We start from the raw sequence: 26850 nt of genomic DNA, 5'->3' as shown, positions 1-26850 counted from the left end.
TTAAACAAAAAATAATAAAAAAATAGAATTGATAAACAAAATAGACTTGCACTTATGTTAATGGATTGCTATTCTTTTTACTTGTGATTTTGATTGAGGTTTTAGCAATGACATTTTCTGAAGTAACAAAAACATTTGCGACAAGCTTGCCTGGTACCGATTCGTACGTAAAATTACGTAAGGCTATGAGGACATTAATCCAAGAAGATCCAAGTAACGCATCCGTTTACTTTTTGATATTTGGATTTGCACGCACTTATGTCATGTTATATGAAGATCAGGAAGTTTCACCACAATTTGCTGAGGACAATCAGAACTTAATGTTATCGTATCTCAATATACTTGATGAGGCTTTAAAAAAACAAGATGCCGAAAGTATCTATAACGCATTAAATAAAGTAGTGAATGAATACGAAAACAGCAAAAAGGTATTTTAGTTATTTACAGCCTGACATGAAAATGTCGGGCTGTTTTATTTAGAGTTTATTTTAGGAAAAATAATGAATATTGTAATGATGATTTTAGGCATTATTGGTACCACCGGCACTATTATTAATTATAGGGCGGGTTGATTTTTCCTTAAAAAATATCAAAAAACCCGCCCCAAAAGGCGGGTTTTTTACTTTGTAAAATAAAAAAGTTATAAAATTAAAGTAAATAGATTTCAAAATATTGATTTTATGAGTTTTTCTTAAAATTATATTTTGAATTATCATTGGCATAAATTAGGAAATTAAATAAGGTGAGATATGAAAGTTTTAAAATTTGGAGGAACATCAGTTGCCAACGCAGAACGGTTTTTGCGTGTAGCAGAGATTATTGAAAATAATGCTAAACAAGAACAAACGGCAACAGTTTTATCTGCACCAGCTAAAATTACTAACCATTTAGTTGCAATGGTTGAAAAAACCGTTGCAAAGCAAGATATCCAAACCAATATCTACGATGCTGAAAAAATCTTTGCAGATTTATTAGCTGGTATTGCAAAAGCGTTACCTAATTTTGCCTATGAAGAAATGAAAAAGTTTGCTCTAAACGAGTTAAATAATGTCAAACAATTGTTAGAAGGTATTCGACTATTAGGTCAATGTCCTGATAGTATTAATGCCACAATCATTTGCCGAGGGGAAAAACTTTCGATTGCAATTATGCAAGAATTGTTGAAGGCAAAAGGTCATGCTGTCACTGTTATTAATCCAGTAGCAATGTTAATTGCTACTGGGGATTATTTAGAATCAACAGTTGATATCATCGAATCATCTCATCGAATCAGTGAAATGCGTATTCCTCCAGAAAATATGATTTTGATGCCAGGTTTTACCGCAGGTAACGAAAAGGGGGAATTAGTTGTTTTAGGACGTAATGGTTCTGATTATTCTGCTTCAGTATTAGCCGCGTGTTTACGCGCCAATAGCTGCGAAATTTGGACTGATGTGGATGGGGTTTATACGTGTGATCCTCGGATTGTTCCAGATGCCAAATTATTAAAAACGATGTCTTATCAAGAAGCAATGGAACTCTCTTATTTTGGTGCTAAGGTACTTCATCCAAGAACAATTTTACCTATAGCTCAATTCCAAATTCCATGCTTAATAAAAAATACTAATAATCCAGATGCACCAGGTACTTTAATTGGTGCTAATGTTATTGATAGTTCAACACCTGTAAAAGGTATCACTAACCTAAATAATATGGCTATGATTAATGTATCTGGTCCAGGATTAAAAGGCATGGTTGGTATGTCAGCTCGGGTTTTTTCAGCTATGTCTTATGCCGGTATTTCTGTGGTACTTATAACGCAATCGTCGTCTGAATATAGTATTAGTTTTTGTGTGCCTCAAACCGAACTTTATCGGGCTGAAGAGGCATTAAGTGAAGAATTTTATTTAGAATTAAAAGATGGTTTACTTGAACCAATTGAAGTGATCGAAAAATTGGCAATTATCTCAGTGGTTGGTGATGGTATGCGTACATTACGTGGCTTATCGGCTAATTTCTTTACAGCATTAGCTCGAGCCAATATTAACATTGTGGCAATTGCGCAAGGTTCATCAGAGCGCTCAATCTCTGTTGTAGTTGATAATGATGTTGCTGTAATGGGTGTGCGTGTGACTCACCAAATGTTATTTGGTACTGACAAAATGTTAGATGTGTTTGTTATTGGTGTTGGTGGTGTTGGTGGTGCATTGGTGGATCAAATCGGTCGTCAACAAAAATGGCTTAAAAATAAACAAATTGATCTGCGTGTTTGTGGTTTATTTAATTCCAAGCACTCTGTACTTAATCGTGATGGTATCAATTTAGATAATTGGCGTAATCAAATAAAACAAAGTGAAACCAATTATACGTTAAATAGTATTATTGAATTTGCTAAAAATAACCGGCTCCTCAATCCAATTTTAGTCGACTGTACTTCAAGTAGTGAGGTATCAGATAAATATGTTGATTTTCTTGCTAATGGTTTTCATGTTGTAACACCGAATAAGAAAGCCAATACTAGTTCAATGGCTTATTACCTTCGTTTACGCCAAGAGGCAGCAAATAGCAAGCGTAAATTCCAATATGATACTAACGTTGGTGCTGGGCTGCCGGTAATTGAGAATTTACAAAATTTGCTTAATGCCGGTGACGAATTAATTAAGTTTTCAGGTATTTTATCGGGTTCATTATCTTTTATTTTTGGTAAGTTAGATGAAGGTATGTCATTATCAGAAGCAACGAAGTTGGCCAAAGAAAAGGGGTTTACTGAGCCTGACCCTCGTGATGACTTATCAGGTACCGACGTAGCTAGAAAACTATTAATCTTAGCAAGGGAGGCTGGATTACAACTTGAACTTGATCAAATTAAAGTTGAATCAGTGCTACCTGCAGAATATTCTCAAGGCTCTATTGATGAGTTTATGGCAAAATTGCCACAATTGGATTTGCAATTTAAAGAAAAATCAGAAAAAGCAGCTAAACAAGGAAAAGTTCTGCGTTATGTCGGTAGCATTGATGGAAATCAATGTAGCGTCAAAATAGAAGCCGTTGATACTGATGATCCACTTTATAAAGTTAAAAATGGTGAAAATGCCTTAGCATTTTATACTAGGTATTATCAACCAATTCCATTAGTATTACGTGGTTATGGTGCTGGTAATGATGTTACTGCAGCTGGTGTGTTTGCTGATATTTTACGAACCACATCTGGAAAAATTGGAGGCTAAATGAGTCATAAATCATTAACTATTTATGCACCTGCATCAATGGCAAATATTAGCGTTGGCTTTGATATTTTAGGTGCAGCAATCAATCCAATTAGTGGTGCGATGTTAGGTGACTGCATAACCATTGAGTCTGCAACTGAGTTTCGCCTTACAAGCAGAGGTCAATTTGTTAAAAAACTACCGAAAGACCCAAAATACAATATTGTGTATCAATGTTGGCAACGTTTTTGTAAGGCTATGGGTAAAACATTACCGGTTAACATAACGCTTGAAAAAAACATGCCAATTGGTTCTGGATTAGGTTCAAGTGCTTGTTCCGTCGTTGGTGCTTTTGTGGCATTAAATAAATTTTTTGATGAACCATTTAATCAATATGAAATGCTTTCCATGATGGGGGAACTGGAAGGCCGAATTTCCGGTAGTGTGCATTATGATAATGTCGCTCCTTGTTACTTAGGTGGAATGCAACTCATTCTTGATGAAATGGGGGTGATAAGTGAGTCGATACCGCATTTTGACGATTGGTATTGGGTAATGGCTTATCCAGGTATTAAAGTTTCTACTGCTGAAGCTCGAGCAATATTACCAGCTCAATATCAAAAAGCAGATTGTGTTGCGCATGGTCGTTATGTAGGTGGTTTTTTACATGCTTGTTATAGCAAACAACCCAAACTTGCTGCGGCAATGTTGATTGATAATATCGCCGAGCCTTATCGTAAACAGTTGCTACCTAATTTCGATGCAACACAAAAAAAGGTAAAACAACTTGGCGCATTAGCCTCTGGTATATCTGGCTCAGGACCGACAATGTTTGTGGTAGCAGATAATCTTGAAACTGCAAAACAGATAGAGTCATTGTTGAAAAGTTCTTATTTACAAAATGAAGATGGTTTTACGAACATTTGTAAAATAGATCCACAAGGTGCAAGAGAGATTTAAGTTAATTGTTATTAAATAAAACAATAAGATTAAATCAAAAAGAAAACAATTAAAGTATAAAATTATTGGAAAACATTATGAAACTGTATAACTTAAAAGATCATTCCGAGCAGGTTAGTTTTGCGCAGGCGGTACAACAAGGATTAGGGAGAGGACAAGGCTTGTTTTTCCCAGAACAATTACCAAAATTTTCTGCGCAAGAAATAGAAGCATTATTAAAAATGGACTTTATTACACGAAGTGCCAAAATCTTATCCGCTTTTATTGGCAATGAAATTAACGATAATGATATGCATCGATTAGTGCAAAATGCTTTCCAATTTCCTGCCCCCGTTAAATCGGTAGAAGATGATATTGGATCATTAGAACTTTATCATGGTCCGACATTAGCATTTAAAGATTTTGGTGGACGCTTTATGGCACAAGCTTTAGTCCAAGTTGCTGCCGATAAAAAAATCACCATTTTGACTGCAACTTCGGGAGATACTGGTGCTGCTGTTGCCCATGCATTTTATCACTTACCAAATATTCGTGTCGTGATTTTATATCCAGAAGGTAAAATTAGCCCATTACAAGAGAAGCTCTTTTGTACGTTAGGTGATAACATTCACACCATCGCTATTCAAAGTGATTTTGATGCCTGCCAAGCTTTAGTTAAAAAAGCGTTTGATGATGAAGAACTAAAAACTACTATTGGTTTAAATTCAGCTAATTCTATCAATATCAGTCGGCTTTTGGCGCAGATCTGCTATTATTTTGAGGCTTACGCGCAGCTTACCGCCAAACAACGTGAACAATTAGTTATTTCCGTACCAAGTGGTAATTTTGGTGATTTAACTGCTGGTTTACTAGCAAAAACCATGGGACTACCTATCAAACGTTTTATTGCTGCGACAAATGCTAATGATACTGTTCCTCGTTATTTAGAAACCGGTAAGTGGGAACCGCATAAAACCGTGGCAACATTATCTAATGCTATGGATGTTAGTCAACCAAACAACTGGCCAAGGATTGAAGAAATTTATCAGAGGGAAGATTGGATACTTAAATCATTAGGGCATGCAGCTGTTTCAGATGAAACTTCAGTAAAAACTGTTCAGGAATTGGATAAAAAAGGTTATTTATCCGAACCTCATGGTGCTATTGCCTATCGGGCATTACGAGATCAGTTGCAAGAAGGAGAGTATGGTTTATTTTTAGGGACAGCTCATCCAGCTAAATTTAAAGAAGTAGTTGAAGACATCCTTGGTCGATCAATTTCATTACCATCAGCCTTGGCTGAAAGAGCTGAGATGCCATTACTTTCTCACTATATGCCGGATAATTTTACTAAATTGCGTGATTTCTTAATCTCATTAACATGGTAAATATGGTTGCCGTCACTAGATTGGTGACAGTTTTTTAAAATTTATTTTGATTACAAATTTTTAGAGTATATATTACTTAGCTGAAATCTTGTTTAAATGGCTAATTTCGGCTATTGTAATATAAGTTAAAACGTTATCAGGTTATATTTATGCACTGTCCGTTTTGTAATGCAGATGATACAAAAGTTATTGATTCTCGCTTAGTAGGTGAAGGTTTTCAGGTTCGCCGTCGTCGACAATGTGTCGAATGTAATGAACGGTTTACCACATTTGAAATGGCTGAATTAATTATGCCTAATGTTATCAAAAGCAATAAAGTTCGTGAACCTTTCAATGAAGATAAACTTCGCAATGGTATAAAGCGAGCTCTAGAAAAACGCCCTGTTAGTTTTGATGCAATAGAAGATGCAATTACTCGAATTAAATCAAAACTTAGAGTAGCTGGAGAAAGAGAAGTGCCAACCAAATTAATTGGTGATTTTGTTATTGAAGAACTTAAAAACCTTGATAAAGTCGCCTATATTCGTTTTGCATCGGTTTATTTCAGCTTTGACGACATTGAACAATTTAGTAATGAAATTGCTAAATTGCAGCAAAAGTAATCTAAATTATGATTATAGGTAAAGATCAATTTTATATGCAGCAAGCTATTGAACTAGCTAAGCTTGGCCGTTTTACGACTACCCCAAATCCTAATGTGGGTTGTATCATTGTTAAAAATGATTGCATTATTGGTAAAGGCTTTCATATTAAAGCTGGTTTACCACATGCAGAAGTCTATGCATTGAAAATGGCAGGCAATCAAGCTAAGGATGCTACCGCTTATGTAACACTTGAACCCTGTAGCCATTATGGACGAACTCCTCCTTGTGCTGATGCCCTTGTTAAATCGGGAATTAAGCGTGTGGTTATTGCTATGCAAGATCCTAACCCCAATGTAGCTGGACAAGGTATAAAACGATTGAATGATGCTGGCATAGAAGTCAGTGTTGGTGTATTAGCCAATCAAGCGGAAGCCATCAATCAAGCCTTTTTAAAACGTATGCGGACAGGTATGCCATTTGTACAATTGAAAATGGCAGTTTCGTTGGACGGAAAAATAGCCATGGCATCAGGCGAAAGTAAATGGATAACATCGGCTGCTGCTAGACAAGATGTTCAACAATTTAGAGCTCAAGCAAGTTGTATTTTAAGTACCAGAAAAACAGTTCATGTAGATAATGCCAGTTTAACTGTTAGATATAATGAATTACCTAATTTAATAAAAACAATTTATCCTTTAGACGAAGTTCGTCAACCAGTTCGAGTGATAATTGATAACCAAAATCAAATGATGGGTGATGAAAATATTTTTAACCAACCAGGTGAAACATGGCTAGTTAGAAAGAAAAACCTTTCAATATCATTCTCAAATACCAAATTAATGATTGTATCATCAAGCAATAATCACATCAATTTATCAGAATTATTATCCATATTAGCCAAACAGCAAATTAATTCTATTTGGGTTGAAGCGGGAGCCCAGCTAGCTGGTGCATTAATTGAACAGGATCTTGTTGATGAATTAATTCTATATTATGCACCTAAATTGCTGGGCCATAATGCACAAGATATGTGTGTATTACCTAATCTACAAAAACTCTCATTAGCGCCGCAATTTTGTTTTGAATCAGTTGAAATGATCGGTGATGATTTAAGGATTATTTTAAAAAGAAAGTAAACCTCAATCTTGGCGATAGTTTAATAACCTATTTTAAATAAGATTAAAACAGGAAATAGAAAAGTGATTTAATTGATACAGTTGAAAAATTAAAATGTTCTATGCTCAATATTGAACATTTTTTTAGATTAGATTAATATCAAACTATCGAAAATTTTAGTTATGCTGATATCTAAGAAGTAAAAAAAGTACGTGATTATCAAATTCTATTTTTTATATTTTAGATCATGTTTAAGCGTTATCAATTGATAAAGTTATGGATTACAGGTTGTTAATTGATAAATCACATCACATTTCGAGTTACCTTGATTTTAAAATTAGTTACCAATTCAAACTAACTGATGATTTCACTTGTAATTATAGGTTTAAAAATTATATCTATGAAGATTATATGCAGTATTATAATGATTTTGAATGAATGCTAATTGTTTTAGGTATTAATTGGCGATGCATTTTAGTTTCATTTGAAATGATTAATAATAAAACAATTATCAATAATCGTTTGGAAGGTTTTAATACCTAATATTCGGCGTAGTTTAAAAACTAACTTTATTTACCGATTTAATTGCTCCGTCGTTAATAAGACTAAGATAAAAATCCCATGAGTTCACATATATCATTTCTTCTCATGGGATGATAATATTAGTTTCCTTGAAGGATTGTTAATAGTTCTTCTGGTTTTTTAACGGATTGAATTCGCTTTATTGTATCTTCAGCAATAACTGCTCTTGTTAATTGGCGCAAAATATCTAAGTGTTCATTACTTTTTGCCGCTATACCAATAACAACATAGGCAATATTATTATCTTCATCCCAATTTATTCCATCAGGGTAATAGATGACTTTTAATCCTGTTTGTATAACACTATCACGTTTATCGGTAGTTCCATGAGGAATTGCTATACCATTACCCAGAAAAGTTGATATTTGCAGATCACGATCGAACATCGATTGAGTATAATCGGGCATTACTAATCCTGCTTTTATCATATTTTCTGATACCGCTTTTATTGCATCTTGTTTAGTATAAAAGCCATTTATAATAGATATGTCTTCAACTTTTAATTGTATATTGCTCATTTATTTTCCTTAAAAATTCATATATATTCAAAAGATCAATTTATTAGCCATATTTAATAATTGACTTTTTATTTTTCAACCGTCGATTTTCGTTTTTCATGCATACGACATAAACCTAATAAAATTGCTCCGACTAATGCACCTATAAAAATACAACCAACCCACATGAAAGGTTTATTGACTAAAGGTAGGACTAAAAATCCTCCATGAGGTGCAGGAACTTGGATTTGACTAATAAAAGTTAATACTGAGGCAATAGCTGATGAAAACATCATAATTGGAATAACGTGTAATGGATCTTTGGCAGCAAATGGAATAGCGCCTTCGGTTATATGAGTTGAACCAAGTATATAATTTACAATGCCAGCAGCACGCTCTTCTTCAGTAAATGCTTTGCTTCGGAAAATAGTAGTTGAAAAGGCAATAACAAAAGGAGGGACAATACAGGCAGCGGAAACACCAGCCATAAAATAGTAATTACCTTCTCCTAACAGCATTGTACCTGTTACATAAGCAGCTTTATTGATAGGGCCACCGAAGTCAAAAGAGCACATTGCACCAATAACAATTCCTAATAAAATAGGATTAGCAGATTGCAATGAGGCTAACCATTCTTTCATGCCATTATTAACAACAGCAATCGGTCCACCAAGTAAAAACATGCCTGCACCAATCACAAATACCCCTATTAATGGCATTATGAAAATTGATTTAAGTCCTTCAAATGCACGAGGAAGGCCATCTAAAAGTCTTTTAACAATCAGCATTAAATAACCAGCAGCAAATCCAGCAATAATACCACCTAAAAAACCGGCACCAGTTATATTAGCAATTAAACCACCGACAAAACCAGCTACCATACCTGGTCGCCCACTTATTGAATAAGCTAAAAAACCTGTAAAAATAGGGACCATAATACCGAAAGCTTGGCCACCAATTTTCATTAGTAATGCAGCAAACTCATTATATTGAGGATTGCTTTGATCTGCGGAATAAATACCCCATAGAAATGACAATGCAATTAATACCCCTCCAGCAACAACGAATGGTAACATATTTGAAACACCACTCATAAGATGCTTATATATTTGTCGACCAACAGATTCTTTTAATTCATTTTGATTTGGTAGTTCTGATGAGTGACTGTTGTTTTTTAATTTTTTGCGAATAGGTACTGTTCCTGAGTTTATTTTTTCAATAAGTATAGTCGCTTTATGGATACCATCTTTTACAGGTACTTCAATAACCGGTAATCCATTAAAACGATCAGGATTAACATCTTTATCAGCCGCAATAATCACACCAATTGCATCAGCAATATCTGCATCAGTAATTAGGTTTTCTACACCACTTGCTCCATTGGTTTCTACTTTAATTTCAATCCCAGCTTTTTGAGCTGCTGATTTCAATGCTTCTTCTGCCATATAGGTATGTGCTATACCTGTAGGACAACCTGTTACTGCTAGTATTTTTTTCATAACAATTTTCCATTTAATTTTATTTTATTTGAGTCACTTCAAGTTGTTTGATATAGGTACTAACTTTGTTTAATAATCCTAAACCATTTGATTCGGCAACATTGGCACCAGTTGCTGATGCTTTTTTCATTGCTAATTGACAATTGTTTTGAAAAGGAAGCCATTCACTGAGAAATGCAGCAAGCGATGCGTCCCCTGCGCAAGCTGAACTAACTTGTTTTATCGTTATTGCGTTGCAGAACCAAATATTTTTCCCGTTTGAAAAATAAAGTCCTTTTGAACCCATTGTTAGTAAAATATTTTGTGCTCCTTGCTGATGAACATTTTCTAATGCTGCAATTATTTGCTCTGTTGTATCAGTTGTAAAACCAAAAATATCTTTTAACTCTTCATTATTAGGTTTGATAAGTAAAGGTTTATAAATCAATAAATCTTTTAATTTAGTATGACTAATATCCAAAACTATTTTGATATTTTTGCTTATGCAAATTTTTAAAATTAATTCCAAATAATCAGGTTCAATGTTATTTGGCAAACTACCACTTATAACTAAATAACTGTTATTGTTGAGTGACTCAATAATAGTTAGCATTTCAGCTTTTTTGTTATCAGGAATAAAAGGTCCTTTAGAGACCAATTTATATTCATTTTGTTCATCATTAATAAAAACATTAATTCTGGTAATATCATCGATCAAACAAGGGATAGTTTGAATTTGCATCTTAGTTAGTTCATCAATAATATATTTTCCCGAAAAACCACCAAAAAATCCTAATGCACAAGTAGGTTTATCAAATTTATTTAATACAATTGAAACATTAACTGCTTTACCGTTAGGGCTATATTCTGTATGTAGTGTTCTATTTACTAAATTGGGTTTTAGCCCTTGGCAATGAATATTCATATCAATTGCGGTATTAAGTGTTAAAGTGTAAATCATATGATTCCCCTTATAACTTACCTGCACAGCCACAAGTTGTAATGATTTTTTTGACAATCTCTTTCATTGCTGCTTTAGCCGGTTTCATATAATTTCTAGGATCATTTGCATCAGGGTGTTCTATTAGGTATTGTTTTAATGCTTCAGAAAAAGCGATTTTTAGTTCAGTTGCAACATTTACTTTACAAATTCCCCGTTTTATACATTCACGTACATCCTTATCTGGAACTCCAGAAGCACCATGCAAAACTAAAGGGATATCGACTATTGAACGAATTTCTGATAAGCGTTCAAAGTCAAGTTTAGGTTCTGATTTATAAAGACCGTGCGCTGTTCCTATTGCAATAGCTAGTGAATCTATATTTGTTTTCTTGACAAATTCAATTGCTTGATGTGGATTTGTATATAATGCATCTTTAGTATCAACAATAAGATCATCTTCAACACCACCAAGACGTCCGAGCTCTGCTTCAACACTAACATCATTTCTGTGAGCATATTTAACAACTTGTTTTACTGTGGCAATATTTTCATCAAATGGCAAATGGGAACCATCAATCATTACTGATCTAACACCAGCATTAATTTTATTCGCGATATCACAGAACTCTTCATGATGATCTAAATGAATAGCTAATGGAACATTGTGTTTTTTTGATAACTCATTGGCAATTGCAATGATATTTTCTGTTCCAGCATAGCTATATGTGCCAGGTGTACCAGCTAAAATAACCGGAGATTGATACTCGGCAACTGTTTCAACAACTACTTGCATTGTTTCTAAATTATGGATGTTGAAAGCAGGGATCGCATATTGCTCTCTTTGAGCTTTTTTTAACATGTTATTACTTGAAATAATACTCATTTAACTACTCCTTAAATATAATAAACCTTACATACTTTTGTTTTTTCGAATTGAAAATTATTTCTATTAATTATGATTATAAAATGAAAGTTATTCTAGTATTAATATTGTGAATTAGATCACAAAAACTGACTTTTTATTAATAAATTAGAAACATTATTAAGTATTATTTGTTAGATGTTCTTTATTGACCTAGAATATCAAATAAAAGTACATATAAATGAAAATCATATAGTCGCAGATTGGCACTATTATTATTGATTATATGTATGATAAATTCTATGATAAGTGTTTCAAATTTTTTATTAGTAACATAGGAAGTGAAAATTGGCTAAAGCATCTTCGACCCTATTAAAACGTCGACTAGATATCGCAAAAATTGTACGCCAAAATGGAGAAGTGAAAGTTGATGAATTGTCCGACCTATTAAAAGTTTCTCACGTAACCATCCGGCAAGATTTAAGTTATCTTGAGCAACAGGGATATTTAAAACGTTCCTTTGGTGGAGCTATTTATATTTCTCCAGAAGGTTTGGTTCATAATTCTATCTCTATCAATCTTAGTAATACGAAAGGTAATTGTTACATAGATTTGGCAAAAGCCTGTTTAAGCTATATTAATGATGGTGATACTATTTTTTTAGGGCATGGTTTTTTAACTCGAAAACTGATCCCTTTTTTGCATGAAAAAAAATCATTGCGAATTATTATGAATGACATAAAAAATGCATTATTAATGCAGGAATTTTCAGATTCGGAAGTCATCTTAATTGGTGGGCTTTTATGTGAAGGAAAAATTATCAAAAACTATAATGAAACTATTAATCTTAATAATTATTCTATTTCACACTTTATTATTGAATTAGCAGCAATTAATGAAGATAACGAATTAATTATTGACGATAGTGGACAAAAAGAAATATATCAACAAATTTTAAAAAAGTCTAAACATACAATTGGTCTTTTATTAGACCGATCTTTACATAAAGATAACCATAGTATTGGTAAATTAAAAAATATAGATGTTACCATTTTATCTAAAGCGGCAGTGTCAGAATACCATCACCAGTTATTAAATTCTAATTTTAAACAAATTTCGACGAATAAATATTGTATGATTTATCATAAACTATTGGGGACATAATTAAGATGGAATTTAAAATTTGTACGTTAGGAGAATTACTTGTTGAATTTTTGGCGAAAGAGCATAATCAACGCTTTGATAAAACAGGTGAATTTATTGGCCCCTATCCGAGTGGTGCTCCAGCAATATTTGCCGATCAAGTAGCTAAATTAGGGTTTCGTGTAGTTTTTTTCAGTTGTGTGGGAAAAGATAGCTTTGGAAAAATGTGTATTAACCGACTTAAACAAGATGGTGTAATTATTGATGGTATTATTTCTCGTAGTAGAGCCAATACTGGAAGTGCATTTGTTAGTTATCAAGACTATAATGAACGAGATTTTATTTTTAATATTCCCAATAGTGCATGTGGTTTGTTATCTTTTAATCATATTGATGAAAAATTGCTGAAAGATTGTACTCATTTGCACGTTATGGGCTCTTCGCTTTACTCTTTTAGGGCTATTGATGCGATGAGAAAAGCATTAGATATAATCAAAAATAAAGGTGGAACAATCTCGTTTGATCCTAATTTACGCAAAGAGATGTTTAATATTCAAGAAATGGAACAATCCTTTGGTTATATTATGGAGTATACCGATATATTTTTACCTAGTGAGAATGAAGTTTGTTATTTTGCTCAGAATGATGAAAGTGAACAACAGACGATGTCAACTTTACTCAATAATGGTATAAAACATATCGTTGTAAAAGGTGGTGCTAAAGGCGCAAATTATTATGGTTTGGATGAAAAAAATTGTCTTAAAATGATTCATGTAGATGGTTTTAATGTCGATGTAGTAGATCCAACCGGTGCAGGTGATTGTTTCAGTGCAACATTTGTGAGTTTATTGTTAGCTGGGTATTGCATTGAAACTGCACTAAAATTCGCTAATGTCAGCGGTGCCTTAGCAGTAACAAAACGAGGTCCGATGGAAGGAACATCTTCACTTGTCGAAATTCAACAGTTTTTATCACAACATACAATGGTTTAATTTGATAAGAAAAACTTGATTTATTTTTAATTTGCAAAAAACTCCCAATAACGATGTTATTGGGAAAATATAAGGAATAGGAAAACAATGAATTAATGCATTGTCCATATATTATGCTCTCTTTTTGAATAAATGTAAGTAAAAATATGGATATATTTAATTAAATAATTGGTATTTATTTTGTTAATTTATAGTAAATATATATGTATTAATGATTTCGTTATAAGAATATTTCAAGTAATGAATTTAAAAATAACTTACCATGGTCTGTGATTTGCCAGCTTTGGTTATGCTCAACCAGATAATTTTTTTCGATAGCCAGTGAGATTGGTTTATCAATGGATTTCAACGGTAAAAAAGTTCGTTGTTCAAATTCAGATTTAGGCGTAGCTTCAAATAGTCTAAATCTGTTCATAAAAAATTCAAAGGCTAACTCATTTTTTGCAACAGTATAAGAACGTTCTAAATAACGTCCTTCTAGATAGCCTTTAGGATGTTTGGTTTTTACCGTACGAATAATAGTTCCATCATTTTGGGTTAACTTTCCATGAGCGCCACAACCAATACCAATATAATCACCGAATCGCCAATAATTCAAATTATGTTGGCATTGATAATTGGATTTGGCATAAGCCGATGTCTCATATTGCTGGTAACCATATTTAGTTAATAATTGATGACCTTGTTGGTAAATATCCCAAAGCATATCGTCATCAGGCAAAATAGGTGGTTTAGAACCAAACAATGTGTTAGGCTCAATAGTTAATTGATACCAAGATAAATGTGGTGGTGCGATTGCAATTGCTTGTTTTAGATCATTCAATGCATCATCAATGGTTTGGTCTGGTAAGCCATGCATTAAATCTAAATTAAAACTTTTTAAGTTTAAATCATGAGCTAATTTTCCAGCATCTATCGCTTCTTGTTGGTTATGAACTCGCCCTAATTTTATAAGTTTATCTGCTTGAAAGCTTTGTATACCAATTGATATTCGATTTATTCCTGCTTGTTGATACTCTTTAAATCTTTCTACATCAACGGAATTAGGATTAGCTTCAATAGTTATTTCTGCATTGTGATTTATTGGTATGATTTTATTTATAGCGACTAATAATTTATTAATTAACTCAGACGAGAAAAGGCTTGGGGTACCTCCACCAATAAAAATAGAGTGAATAGAGCGAGTATTATAAAGCGCAATATCTTGTTTTAAATCATTAATTAAATGATCTATATATGCGGAATAATCGGGCGTTTTTTTCATTTTATGTGAATTAAAATCACAATATGGACATTTTTGTACGCACCATGGCATATGTATATATAAACTCAACGGGATTTTATAATCAAACATATGCCTTTCCTCAAATTTTAAAATAAAGTATGGGTACTAATAAGAAATAGTTGGCTATATTACTCCAATTTAGTAAAAAAAGCTTTTATTGCCTTTATTCCGTTTTTATAATTTGAATAACGCGCGTACAATTAGCATTAAATTATAGGCAATGTTCGCCATGTAAATTAAATATTTAGGAGTAAATATGAGTATCGTTAAACAGATTTTAGATAGCCAGGCTTCAGGAGCATCATTGAGTTCATCAGTCAATCAAAGTACATTTGGTGAATTACCTGTATTAGTAATTAAACATAAAACATGTTCAGCTGCAGTATCGTTACAAGGTGCTCATCTATTATTTTGGCAACCGTCAACAGAAACTACACCCGTGATTTGGTTAAGTCAAAAAGCTAATTTTAAAAAGGAAGTGGCAATTAGAGGCGGTGTGCCAGTTTGTTGGCCATGGTTTGGTAAATTAGGCGATCCAATGCATGGTTTTGCGCGTCTCGTTGAATGGCAATTAGATTCTTGCAAAGAAGATAATAATGGTGTGGATCTCACGTTATCATTAACCAATAATCAACAAACAGAACGTTTTTTCACAAAACCTTTTCATGTATGGTTAACTATCCATGTTGGACAAACCTGTGAGGTAACACTATCTTGTCAAGGGGATATTGAGGCAACCAGTGCCCTACATACTTATTTGGGTATTAATAATATTCATGATGTTATTGTTAAAGGTTTAGGTGATTCTTATCAAGAACGCTTACCGGTTGAAAATAAACCAACAGTTCAAGGACAACTTACTTTTAATCAAGAAGTTGATCGCATTTATACCAATGCCGATGACGTAATAACTATCGCCGATGGTAAACGAACAATCAAATTAACCAATGTTAATGCAAGTGATGTCGTGACTTGGAATCCTTGGATTGATAAAGCTAAAGCGATGGTTGATTTTGCCGATGAAGAATATCAATCTATGGTTTGTGTTGAATCATGTCGTATTAATAAACCGTTAAAATTAACAACAACACAAAAATCAGCCTATGGATTTAAGATTGAAGTTATTTAATCATTAGTTTTTTTGATATTGTAAATGCAATCCATATCTGACTTTATCTTTATTAAGCTGATTATTTGATTGCGTTTACTAGCATAACACTTTATAATCCCTAGCGCTTTTTAAAGCACTAATTTTATAGCCAACTACTGGGTCGCCTGTAATTGGTTTTTTATTTGAAATAAATAAGAGAAATCGATATGTTTACATTAAAAGCAGAAGTTAGAAAAGAGCATGGTAAGGGTGCGAGCCGCCGCCTGCGTCACGCTGGTCAGTTCCCAGCAATTGTTTATGGTGGAACAGAACCTGCAATTTCTATTGTGTTAGATCACAACCAAGTTTTCAATATGCAAGAAAAACCAGAATTTTATTCTGAATTATTAACTATTGATATTGACGGTAAAGCAGTTAAAGTTAAAGTCCAAGCAGTACAACGTCATCCATTTAAACCAAAATTAGTTCACATGGATTTTGTTCGCGCATAACGACTTTTGTTGAAAACTATTCAACACCATCTTCAAATAAAAGGTCACCAAAATGGTGACCTTTTATTTTTTATTATAGTCTAAAAATGATAAATATCTATTGTTATGATTTATTCTATTAACTTGATGTATACTGATAATCAAACAATAATAAAATAAATTGTAGATTACACCATTTTAGGAGAGCCCTATGTCTGATATCCCAGCTTGCGATTTAGTTATTTTCGGCGCTAAAGGGGATTTAACAAGGCGCAAACTTTTACCGTCTCTATATCAATTAGAAAAATATGGAAAGTTGCCAGAGCAGACAAAAATTTTAGGTGTAGGTCGTGCTGATTGGGATCAAGCGGCTTACACGGAAGTTGCAAAAGATGCGTTAACCACATTTATACCAGAACCATTAGATGAACATATTTGGCAACGACTTAGCCAACGGCTTAACTTTCACAAATTAGATGTAAATGACATAGTTGGTTTTAATTCATTAAAAGATAAGCTTGAAAAGTCACATCCTGCCATTTTTTATTTTGCGATGCATCCCAATGCATTTGGTACGATTTGTCAAGGGTTGGCTGAAGCAGGTTTAAATCAAGCTCAAAACAGAATCGTAATGGAAAAACCATTAGGTTTTGATCTACAATCATCAAAAGAAATTAATGATTCGGTTGCAAAGTATTTCAATGAATCACAAGTTTATCGTATCGACCATTATTTAGGAAAAGAGTCAGTATTAAATTTACTCGCCCTTCGTTTTGCTAACCCTGTGTTTGCTTCACTTTGGAATAGAAATTCAATCGATCATGTTGAAATCACAGTTGCAGAACAAGTTGGAATTGAAGGACGTTGGGGATATTTTGATAAAGCTGGTCAAATGCGTGATATGGTGCAGAATCATTTATTACAAATTCTGACGATGATAGCCATGTCGCCACCTGCAAATCTTGAAGATAATAGCTTACGTAGAGAAAAAGTAGCTGTACTTAATGCTTTACGTTCAATTAATAAAGCAAATATCCGCGAAAAAGTTGTTAGAGGTCAATATACTACTGGATTTGTTAATGGCATTAATGTACCTGGTTATTTAGAAGAAGATGGTGCAAATAAGCAAAGTAATACTGAAACATTTGTTGCTATTCGTGTTGATATTGATAATTGGCGTTGGGCTGGTGTGCCTTTTTATTTACGAACTGGAAAACGCTTACCAAGTAAGTGTTCTGAAGTCGTAGTTTACTTTAAATCTTTACCTCTGAATTTATTTAGTGAGTCTTATTCTCAATTACCTCAGAATAAATTAACTATCCGCCTACAACCAGATGAAGGCCTGGATATTGAAATTTTAAACAAGGTGCCGGGATTAGATAGTATGCATAATTTACAAACGACTAAGTTAGATTTAAGTTTTAATGAAACTTTTCATCAACAGAGTGCAGATGCATATGAGCGTTTGTTACTTGAAGTGATGCGAGGACGACAAGCATTATTTGTTCATCGAGATGAAGTTGAGGCAGCTTGGAAATGGGTTGATTCAATTATTAGTGCGTGGAATTCAGATAATGAATCACCAAAAACTTATCCTGCTGGTACTTGGGGCCCTGTAGCTTCTGTTGCATTGATCACTAAAGATGGTCACTCATGGCATGAATTTGAATAGAGGAATTATTAAAATGTTTACATTAAATAAATACCCAAATAGTCAATCATTAATTGAAGATTTAGCTACTCATATTATCAATGAATTGAAAAAAGCTATTGATAAAAAAGGACATGCTTCTATTGCTGTATCAGGTGGGAAAACCCCTATTCCATTATTTAAACTACTCAGTCAACAAGATTTGGATTGGCATAATGTTTTTATCACATTAGTTGACGATAGATGGGTGGATGATACGGATGATGCAAGTAATGAGAAATTAGTATTAACGTATTTACTACAAAATAAAGCTAAATTGGCTAAGTTTGTTGGTTTAAAGAATAGTTGTGACAATCCATTTGATGGAGCAGAAATTACAGACAAAATATTAAATAAGATTCCTATGCCCTTTGATGTGTTAATTTTGGGGATGGGAGAAGATGGTCATACAGCTTCGCTTTTCCCTGGTGCGGCTAATTTAATGGCAGGTTTAGATATGAAATCTGGTCAAAAAGTTGTCGGTATGACACCATTAACAGCACCGCTTGACCGTATTACCTTAACATTACCGACTATTTTAGATAGTCAAAATATCTATTTGCATTTAGTTGGAGAAAGCAAAATGCAAGTACTCGAACAAGCAGAAAGAGGGAATGATATTAATCAAATGCCAATTCGTGCAATTTTGCAGCAAAATAAAGTTGATGTAATTGGTTTTTGGACCGCATCTTAACTAACTCAACTTTGCCCGCTAAACGGGCAAAGTTATCATCTTCAGTTTTGTATTAGTACTTATATACTAATTTTTATTAATAAATTAAAATTCAATATCTAATAATTACTATTAACAATTCTGTTTTATATTTTTTATCACTTTGCTATATTTGTTAGTATATACTTATATGTTGTATTAATTTTTGGAATTGTTAGAAATTAATTGATTAAATAACTATTATTTTAGTAATTTTTGTGGTAAAAAATGGGGGTCAAGTGGAAAAAAAAGGTTTTAATTAATAAATCGATTTTTTAGTAATTTAAAAACAATAATAATTACGGTGATTTCATGTTTATTGGTGCAATTTCAATCCAATTTGGATAGCAAAGGGTGAATAGTAATTCTTACTCGCTATCGTGAATTTTTGTTTCATGATTTAGTTTGTACAATTGGTTTACATCATCTTTTTTAACACTTTATTCAATGGCTGAATGGCAAAAGATTGAATTACAGCTATCGGCATTATCAACAGTTATTGAAGTAGAACAAAGAATTAAAAAAACTATTATTAGGTTATGCAACGGAATGTAATTTAGATAATGCAGGACGCATTTTACTTCCAGCAATTTCACGTACTTTTGCAAAACTAGAAAAACATTATGTTTGTGGGCCAATCTAATAAATTTGAGATTTGGGATGAAGCAATTTGGTATCAACAAATTAGTGATGATATTGCAGCATTAGCAACAGATGTTGAAAACTTATCAGAAAATTTAAAAAGTCTAACAATTTAATAAGAGTAAACAAATATGGATTATCAACATAACACTGTTTTGTTAAATGAAGCTGTGGCTGCATTAAATGTAAAAAAAAACGGTTTTTATATTGATGGCACTTTTGGACGTGGTGGTCATTCTCGTTTAATTCTTGAGCAATTAGGAGAGCAAGGGAAACTAATTGCAATTGATCGTGATGAACGAGCCGAGCAGGCTGCACTTCAGATAACTGACCCTAGGTTTACTTTTATTCGAGGAGAATTTTCGAATGTTTACCAATATGTTAATGATTTAGGATTATTGGGTAATATTAATGGGTTCTTATTAGACTTGGGTGTTTCATCGCCTCAATTAGATGATGCGCAAAGAGGATTTTCTTTTATGCGAGATGGGCCACTTGATATGCGTATGAATAATCATAAAGGTTTAACTGCAAATGAGTGGTTACTAAATAGTAATGAAAATGATATCGCATGGGTTTTAAAAACTTTCGGTGAAGAAAAGTTTGCTAAACGGATAGCTCGAGCAATTGTGGAAGAAAATAAAGTTTCACCAATTACTCGTACTTTAGAATTAGCGAATTTAATTGAGAAAGTAACACCAAAAAAAGATAAAAATAAACACCCAGCAACTCGCTCATTTCAAGCAATTCGGATTTATATAAATAGCGAACTTGAGGAAGTCGAACAAGCCTTAAATAGTAGTTTGTCAATCCTTGCTGACCAAGGAAGACTTGCTGTGATTAGTTTTCATTCTTTAGAAGATAGAATTGTAAAACAATTTATTAATAAACAAAGTAAAGGTCCAGATTTACCTGCAGGGTTACCATTAACAGAACAACAAATTAAACAATATGGTAATGCTAAATTAAAATCACTTGGCAAAATTAAGCCGAGTAATGATGAAATACATGGTAACCCGCGTTCACGTAGCGCGATATTAAGGATAGCAGAAAGGAAAAATGAATAGTAACAATGAAATTTATCAAAGAACAAGTGTAGATATACACAATCAAAAAAGATCGAGCAAAAGTTTATTTGGATTAATCCTTAGTGACTTGCTTGGCCATCAAAAAATTTCATTATTGCTATTGGTTCTTATAATTATTTCAGCTGGAGCTGTATTAGTTATAACCCAGCAAGTCCGTAAACAATTATTTGAACGTGAACAACTATTACTCGAACAAGATGTTTTAGAAAGTGAATGGCGTAATTTAGTTATTGAAGAAAATGTACTTGCTGATCCAAAACGTGTTGAAAATAAAGCTACAAACCAATTAGGCATGTCGTATGTGACACCGCAAAATGAAACCGTTATTGTGATAAAGAGTAAATAATGAAGTTTACTAATATAACTAAAAAAAATAATGTAAAACAAATTACTAGTTTGAATAAAGGGAATAAACTCAATAGTAAAAAACAAGTTTATACCCGAACTCGATTTTTTTTTGTTTATGGTTTAATTCTTTTAGCCATTATTAGTTTACTCGTACGCTTGGCTATTTTACAGATAATAGAACCTGATAAGTTAATTGCTGAAGCTAATAAACGATCAATTCGTCATCAAGAAATGAGTGCTCCACGTGCTATGATTACAGATCGTAATGGTAGAGCACTAGCTGTTAGCGTACCGATGTATGATGTTTGGGCCGATCCCAAAATAGTTGTGCAAAAAGGTGGTGTTGATGCCAATGATATTCGTTGGCAAGGATTAGCGAAAACATTAAATATTCCTATATCGACATTAGAACAAAAATTGAGTAATCCGTCGATGCGTTTTGTTTATTTATCTAAACAAATTACACCAACCATATCGGATTATTTAAAACAATTAAAATTACCAGGAATATCGTTTGCAAAAACGTCTAAACGTTATTATCCGGCTACTGAAAATATAGCACAATTAATTGGTTTAACTGATATTGATGAAAATGGTATAGAAAAAGGTTCTGAAGGTATTGAAAAAAGTTTTAATAAATGGTTGCTAGGTGAATCAGGACAACGTGTTGTTAGGCGAGATCGGATAGGTAGAGTTATAGAAGAATTAGAAAGAACCGAAAGTGAAGTTGCCTCTGATTTAACATTGAGTATTGATGAACGTTTGCAATCTCTTGTTTATAGTGAACTTAGCCAAGCTGTTGAATTTAATAAAGCTGATAGTGGTACAGCTGTTTTGATTGATGTTCATACTGGTGAAATATTAGCAATGGCTACTAGTCCATCCTATAACCCGAATAATCGATCTTCAATTGATTATAATTTGTTACGAAATCGAGCCGTTACGGATGCATTTGAACCAGGCTCAACAGTTAAACCTTTAGTTGTTATGGCTGCATTAGAAAAAAAGATAGCTGATTTAAATACGATTATTGATACTAGACCTTTTCTGGTAAATCGTTATGAAATTAAAGATGTATCTTATCAAAAAGCGCTCAATTTAGCTGGTATTTTAGAAAAATCAAGTAACGTCGGTGTGAGTAAGTTAGCGTTACAAATGCAAGCAAGTGATCTTGTTGAATTTTACAGCCGTTTTGGATTAGGACAACCAACAGAACTTGGTTTAGGTGGGGAAGTGAGTGGTTCTATTGCGGCTGATAGAACAAGAAAATGGGCTGATATAGAACGGGCGACGTTTTCTTTTGGTTATGGATTAAGTGTTACCCCACTACAGTTAGCTAGAGCTTATGCAACTATTGGCAGTTATGGTATTTATCGACCGGTATCAATATTGAAAATTACTGAGCCAGTAGAAGGTAAACGCGTAGTAGCTGAAAAAACAGCTAAAACGGTTGTGAAATTGATGGAAGCGGTTGCTGTAACTGGTGGTGGTACTAAAGCTTCGGTTCCTGGATATAGTGTAGCTGTTAAAACGGGTACTGCTAAAAAACTATCTGGTGGACGTTATGTTAATCAATATTTGGCTTATACCGCAGGTATTGCACCAGCAACTGAGCCTAAATATTCATTGGTTGTAGTTATCGATAATCCAAAAGCTGGGCAATATTATGGTGGCTCTGTTTCCGCTCCTGTTTTTAGCCGAATTATGGGAGGAGTTCTTAGAACCATGAATGTAAAACCAGACCGCCAAGTTGATGGCCAAATGATTGTATATTAGTAGGTGATAAATAATGGCAACAAGTACGTTTAAAACTTTATATAAATTATTAGGTGGGAATAAACTAGTAGTAGATGATTTTCCTCTTAATCGCTTAATAATCGATAGTCGAAAAGTAAAAAAAGATGATGTGTTTATTGCTATTAAAGGATATACCGTTAATGGTAGAGATTTTATCCCTCAAGCTATTGCGTCAGGTGCTACTTTAGTTTTAACTGAAACAAATAGAAAAGCAAATGATTTGAAAATCAATTATTTGAAACAAAAAGATAAGAAAGTTATTCCACAAATAAATGTGTTTCAACTTTCTCAAAAATTATCTAAAATTGCAGCCGATTTTTATCACTCTCCTTCTAAACATTTATCTGTAATTGGAGTAACAGGGACTAATGGTAAAACGACAGTTACACAATTGATTGCACAATGTGCAATATTGTTAAATAAAAAAGCCGCATTGTTAGGCACAATCGGTAATGGTATTTACAATCATCTTGAACCATCGGTAAATACAACTTTATCTTCTGTTGAATTACAGTCATATCTAGCTGATTTTGTGGCAAAACGCGTTCAAGTTGTGGCAATGGAAATTTCTTCTCATGGTTTATCGATGAATAGAGTGAAAGAATTACATTGTGCTGCAACAGTTTTTACTAATCTAAGCCGAGATCATCTTGACTACCACAAAACCATGAATAGGTATGCTAAGGCAAAATGGTCATTATTTAGTTGTGATGAAAAAGAAAAGCAAGTAGCGAGTTCAGGTAAATCAATTGTTAATTATGATGATGCTTATGGACGACGTTGGATTAATAAATTATCAAATGTTACGACTGTGTCATGTCAACCTAAATCATTGAGACGTTTGAAAACCTTGGATAAACCCTATGTAGGTGTGTCAATGATTGAATATCATGATAAAGGCGCCCAAATTCATATGGAATCAAGCTGGGGTAATGCCATTATCCATAGCCGATTATTAGGTGAATTTAATGTATCAAATGTACTGTTAGCAATAGCAACTTTACTGACACTTGATTATCCATTTTTTGCGGTAGTCAATATGGCATCGTATCTTAAGCCAATTTGTGGCCGTATGGAAGTTATACATATAAAAAATAGTCCAACAGTCATTATTGATTATGCACATACCCCAGATGCATTACAAAAAGCATTACAAGCTAGCCGTATTCATTGCAAAGGCAATTTATGGGTGATTTTTGGTTGTGGAGGCGATAGAGATACAGGTAAAAGACCATTAATGGCCGAAGTTGCCGAACAATTTGCCGATAAAATTGTATTAACAAATGATAATCCACGTACTGAAGATGAAATGAAAATTATTCATGATATAGAGAAGGGATTAACTGACTTCAAAAATACGCAAGTTATTACTGATAGAGTTGAAGCTATCACTAAAACCCTTACTCAAGCTAAACCTAATGATGTGATTTTAATTGCAGGAAAAGGACATGAAGATTATCAAATCGTTGGTAAAACCAAACATCACTATTCAGATCAAGAAACAGTAAAACAGATTTTGGGAGTAGAGAATCAATCATGATCCCTTTAGTTATTAAGCAAATTGAAAAAATAGTTAATGGTAACGCTTATCATATTCAAGATGAGAGCTTAACTATTGATGAAATTTGTACAGATTCACGTAAAATTACAAATCAATCACTATTTATTGCATTAGTGGGTGATAAATTTGATGGTCATTTATTTGCTAAACAAGCTATTGAAGACGGTGCTAGCGCAGTACTTGTTGACCATAAACTTGATGAAGATATTCCTCAAATAATAGTAAAGGATACCCACTTAGCATTAGGTCAACTTGCTGCATTTGTACGAAATCAAAGTTCGGCTAAAATTGTCGCATTAACAGGCTCATCAGGCAAAACCTCAGTAAAAGAAATGACTGCTACTATTTTACAGTTGTGTGGTGAAACACTTTATACTCAAGGTAATTTTAATAATGATATTGGTGTTCCATTGACATTATTAAGATTAACTAAACAAGATAAATTTGCCGTCATTGAGTTAGGTGCAAATCATATTGGTGAAATTGCCTATACTACTCGCTTAGTTAGGCCAAACAGTGCACTAATTAATAATATTGCTTTAGCTCATATTGAAGGTTTCGGATCACTTGAAGGTGTCGCAACAGCTAAAGGTGAAATTTTTGAAGGGTTGGTAGAAGATGGAATCGCAATTATTAATTTAGATAATTTTTCTTATAAGTGGCTAGATAATTTGAAAAATAAGATGGTTTGGACCTTTTCAATACATAATTCTTCTGCTGATTTTTATGCTAGTAATATAAAAATTATGGATAAGACTATTTTCACATTACATACACCAATTGGTGAGTGTGAAATTACTTTACCGTTAGTTGGCGAACACAATATATCTAATTCAATCGCAGCATCAGCTTTAGCAATATCAGTCGGTGCAAGTTTAACGCATGTTGAGAAAGGGTTAGCAACATCTAAATCAGTAAAAGGTCGGCTTTACCCAATTAGATTAAATCAAACCCAATTAATTTGGGATGACTCATATAATGCCAATGTTGGTTCAATGTCGGCCGCTATTCATGTTTTAGCAACTCAACCAGGATATCGAGTTTTAGTCGTTGGTGATATGGCAGAGTTGGGATGTGAGGCAAAAAGTTATCATCAGCAAATAGGTCAATTAGTTAAAAAACAAAAAATTGATTGTGTTGTTAGTGTTGGTAATTTAAGCGAATTGATTAGCCAGTTTAGTGGTGTTGGTCATCATTTTGTTAATAAACAAAAAGCAGTGGAATATTTGTTAACGTTACTACGTCAACATCAAAGCTTAACTATGTTAGTTAAAGGTTCACGTAGTGCAAAAATGGAAGAACTAATCGCAGAAATTCAATTAAAAACAGGTCAGGATTAAAAATTATGTTGGTGTGGATATCAGAATATTTAGTTAAATATTTTACTTTTTTTAATGTTATTTCTTATTTAACAGTGAGGGCTATTCTTGCATTATTAACATCATTGACGATTTCGTTAATTATGGGGCAAAAAGTAATTGATTGGCTGCAAAAATTACAAATTGGTCAAGTTATACGCCACGATGGTCCAGAATCTCATTTAAGTAAAAAAGGAACACCAACAATGGGAGGAACGCTTATATTAGCTTCCATTACAGTTTCTGTTTTTCTATGGGCAGATCTACGTAATCCTTATGTATGGATAACATTATTTGTTTTAATTGGCTACGGCATCATTGGTTTTGCTGATGATTATTTAAAAGTGATACGCAAAAATACTGCGGGTTTAATTGCTAGATGGAAATATTTTTGGCAGTCAGTTATTGCACTAATTGTGGCTTTTGGTCTTTATGCATATGGCAAAGACAGTTCAATTACCGTATTGGTTGTTCCATTTTTTAAAGATGTTATGCCGCAACTAGGTTTATGGTTCATTTTACTAACTTATGTAGTTATCGTCGGTGCGGGTAATGCAGTAAATCTAACTGACGGCTTAGATGGGCTTGCAATTATGCCGACTGTATTTGTTGCTGCTGGTTTTGCTCTTGTTGCTTGGGCGACAGGTAATGTTAATTTAGCTGGATATTTACATATTCCGTATATTAAATTTAGTGGTGAACTGATGATATTTTGTACGGCAATTATTGGTGCTGGTCTCGGTTTCCTATGGTTTAACACCTATCCTGCGATGGTTTTTATGGGGGATGTTGGTTCATTAGCTTTAGGTGGCGTATTCGGAATTATCTCAGTACTACTAAGACAAGAGTTTTTATTATTAGTGATGGGTGGCATTTTTGTTATTGAGACATTATCTGTTATCTTACAAGTAGGTTCATTTAAATTAAGAGGTAAACGAATTTTCAAAATGGCACCAATTCATCATCATTATGAGTTAAAAGGTTGGCCTGAACCAAGAGTCATAGTTCGTTTTTGGATTATATCATTAATGTTAGTGGTAATAGGTTTATTAACCTTGAAATTACGTTAATTAAAAAAT

23 protein-coding genes and 1 pseudogene are annotated in these 26850 nt (G+C 33.3%); 19 read left to right on the top strand and 5 right to left on the bottom strand.

Annotation, left to right across the window (positions count from 1 at the left end; translation table 11 throughout):
* Positions 1 to 107: 107 nt before the first annotated feature.
* From AC5LXI_RS13505 to ribD, 6 genes are all read left to right on the top strand, one after another.
* Positions 108 to 437, top strand: coding sequence for a hypothetical protein (locus tag AC5LXI_RS13505; RefSeq protein WP_493442809.1), 330 nt, complete (start codon positions 108 to 110; stop codon positions 435 to 437).
* Between the two features lie 312 nt (positions 438 to 749).
* A complete protein-coding gene (gene thrA / locus AC5LXI_RS13500; RefSeq protein WP_493442808.1) occupies positions 750 to 3206 on the top strand; it encodes a bifunctional aspartate kinase/homoserine dehydrogenase I in 2457 nt (818 codons plus the stop codon).
* Positions 3207 to 4145, top strand: a complete 939-nt coding sequence (gene thrB / locus AC5LXI_RS13495) for a homoserine kinase (RefSeq protein WP_493442807.1) — start codon at positions 3207 to 3209, stop codon at positions 4143 to 4145.
* A gap of 77 nt (positions 4146 to 4222) precedes the next feature.
* Positions 4223 to 5512, top strand: a complete 1290-nt coding sequence (gene thrC / locus AC5LXI_RS13490; protein ID WP_493442806.1) for a threonine synthase — start codon at positions 4223 to 4225, stop codon at positions 5510 to 5512.
* 149 nt (positions 5513 to 5661) lie between these two features.
* Positions 5662 to 6114, top strand: a complete 453-nt coding sequence (gene nrdR, locus AC5LXI_RS13485; protein WP_493442805.1) for a transcriptional regulator NrdR — start codon at positions 5662 to 5664, stop codon at positions 6112 to 6114.
* 8 nt (positions 6115 to 6122) lie between these two features.
* The gene (gene ribD, locus AC5LXI_RS13480) at positions 6123 to 7232 is read left to right on the top strand and encodes a bifunctional diaminohydroxyphosphoribosylaminopyrimidine deaminase/5-amino-6-(5-phosphoribosylamino)uracil reductase RibD (RefSeq protein ID WP_493442804.1); all 1110 of its coding nucleotides are present in this window, start codon (positions 6123 to 6125) and stop codon (positions 7230 to 7232) included.
* 642 nt (positions 7233 to 7874) lie between these two features.
* Here ribD and AC5LXI_RS13475 read toward each other — a convergent pair.
* The 4 genes from AC5LXI_RS13475 to AC5LXI_RS13460 form a co-directional block, all read right to left on the bottom strand.
* Complete coding sequence (locus AC5LXI_RS13475; protein WP_493442803.1) at positions 7875 to 8312, bottom strand: PTS mannitol transporter subunit IIA; 438 nt, start codon at positions 8310 to 8312, stop codon at positions 7875 to 7877.
* 68 nt (positions 8313 to 8380) lie between these two features.
* Complete coding sequence (locus AC5LXI_RS13470) at positions 8381 to 9790, bottom strand: PTS fructose transporter subunit IIC (RefSeq protein WP_493442802.1); 1410 nt, start codon at positions 9788 to 9790, stop codon at positions 8381 to 8383.
* Between the two features lie 19 nt (positions 9791 to 9809).
* Entirely contained in the window at positions 9810 to 10730 is a 921-nt protein-coding gene (locus AC5LXI_RS13465; RefSeq protein ID WP_493442801.1) for a 1-phosphofructokinase family hexose kinase, read from the bottom strand.
* Positions 10731 to 10740: 10 nt separating this feature from the next.
* A complete protein-coding gene (locus tag AC5LXI_RS13460; RefSeq protein WP_493442800.1) occupies positions 10741 to 11595 on the bottom strand; it encodes a tagatose bisphosphate family class II aldolase in 855 nt (284 codons plus the stop codon).
* 327 nt (positions 11596 to 11922) lie between these two features.
* Between AC5LXI_RS13460 and AC5LXI_RS13455 the strand changes: the two genes are divergently transcribed.
* Entirely contained in the window at positions 11923 to 12738 is an 816-nt protein-coding gene (locus AC5LXI_RS13455; protein ID WP_493442799.1) for a DeoR/GlpR family DNA-binding transcription regulator, read from the top strand.
* Positions 12739 to 12743: 5 nt separating this feature from the next.
* A complete protein-coding gene (locus AC5LXI_RS13450) occupies positions 12744 to 13709 on the top strand; it encodes a sugar kinase (RefSeq protein ID WP_493442798.1) in 966 nt (321 codons plus the stop codon).
* A gap of 220 nt (positions 13710 to 13929) precedes the next feature.
* On the opposite strand, the gene hemW is transcribed toward AC5LXI_RS13450, so the two are convergent.
* The gene (hemW, locus tag AC5LXI_RS13445) at positions 13930 to 15063 is read right to left on the bottom strand and encodes a radical SAM family heme chaperone HemW (RefSeq protein ID WP_493442797.1); all 1134 of its coding nucleotides are present in this window, start codon (positions 15061 to 15063) and stop codon (positions 13930 to 13932) included.
* 187 nt (positions 15064 to 15250) lie between these two features.
* Between hemW and AC5LXI_RS13440 the strand changes: the two genes are divergently transcribed.
* From AC5LXI_RS13440 to mraY, 11 genes and pseudogenes are all read left to right on the top strand, one after another.
* Entirely contained in the window at positions 15251 to 16123 is an 873-nt protein-coding gene (locus tag AC5LXI_RS13440; protein ID WP_493442796.1) for a D-hexose-6-phosphate mutarotase, read from the top strand.
* 188 nt (positions 16124 to 16311) lie between these two features.
* Positions 16312 to 16596, top strand: coding sequence for a 50S ribosomal protein L25 (rplY, locus tag AC5LXI_RS13435; RefSeq protein WP_493442795.1), 285 nt, complete (start codon positions 16312 to 16314; stop codon positions 16594 to 16596).
* A gap of 190 nt (positions 16597 to 16786) precedes the next feature.
* Complete coding sequence (gene zwf / locus AC5LXI_RS13430) at positions 16787 to 18247, top strand: glucose-6-phosphate dehydrogenase (protein ID WP_493442794.1); 1461 nt, start codon at positions 16787 to 16789, stop codon at positions 18245 to 18247.
* Between the two features lie 13 nt (positions 18248 to 18260).
* Complete coding sequence (pgl, locus tag AC5LXI_RS13425; RefSeq protein ID WP_493442793.1) at positions 18261 to 18959, top strand: 6-phosphogluconolactonase; 699 nt, start codon at positions 18261 to 18263, stop codon at positions 18957 to 18959.
* A gap of 376 nt (positions 18960 to 19335) precedes the next feature.
* Positions 19336 to 19735: pseudogene (gene mraZ / locus AC5LXI_RS13420) on the top strand (division/cell wall cluster transcriptional repressor MraZ).
* A gap of 15 nt (positions 19736 to 19750) precedes the next feature.
* Complete coding sequence (rsmH, locus tag AC5LXI_RS13415) at positions 19751 to 20686, top strand: 16S rRNA (cytosine(1402)-N(4))-methyltransferase RsmH (RefSeq protein WP_493442792.1); 936 nt, start codon at positions 19751 to 19753, stop codon at positions 20684 to 20686.
* Positions 20679 to 21053, top strand: coding sequence for a cell division protein FtsL (gene ftsL / locus AC5LXI_RS13410; RefSeq protein ID WP_493442791.1), 375 nt, complete (start codon positions 20679 to 20681; stop codon positions 21051 to 21053). Before rsmH ends, ftsL begins: the two co-directional genes overlap by 8 nt.
* Complete coding sequence (gene ftsI / locus AC5LXI_RS13405; protein ID WP_493442790.1) at positions 21053 to 22831, top strand: peptidoglycan glycosyltransferase FtsI; 1779 nt, start codon at positions 21053 to 21055, stop codon at positions 22829 to 22831. The genes ftsL and ftsI overlap by 1 nt, the downstream gene beginning before the upstream one ends.
* 13 nt (positions 22832 to 22844) lie before the next feature.
* Complete coding sequence (murE, locus tag AC5LXI_RS13400; RefSeq protein WP_493442789.1) at positions 22845 to 24392, top strand: UDP-N-acetylmuramoyl-L-alanyl-D-glutamate--2,6-diaminopimelate ligase; 1548 nt, start codon at positions 22845 to 22847, stop codon at positions 24390 to 24392.
* Positions 24389 to 25753, top strand: a complete 1365-nt coding sequence (gene murF / locus AC5LXI_RS13395) for a UDP-N-acetylmuramoyl-tripeptide--D-alanyl-D-alanine ligase (protein ID WP_493442788.1) — start codon at positions 24389 to 24391, stop codon at positions 25751 to 25753. The genes murE and murF overlap by 4 nt, the downstream gene beginning before the upstream one ends.
* 5 nt (positions 25754 to 25758) lie before the next feature.
* Positions 25759 to 26841, top strand: a complete 1083-nt coding sequence (mraY, locus tag AC5LXI_RS13390; protein WP_493442787.1) for a phospho-N-acetylmuramoyl-pentapeptide-transferase — start codon at positions 25759 to 25761, stop codon at positions 26839 to 26841.
* Positions 26842 to 26850: the final 9 nt, after the last annotated feature.

Source organism: Gilliamella sp. LMG 34361 (genome assembly GCF_984569075.1).
Note: the sequence above shows the minus strand (reverse complement) of the source record. Positions and strands in the feature narration are given on the sequence as shown.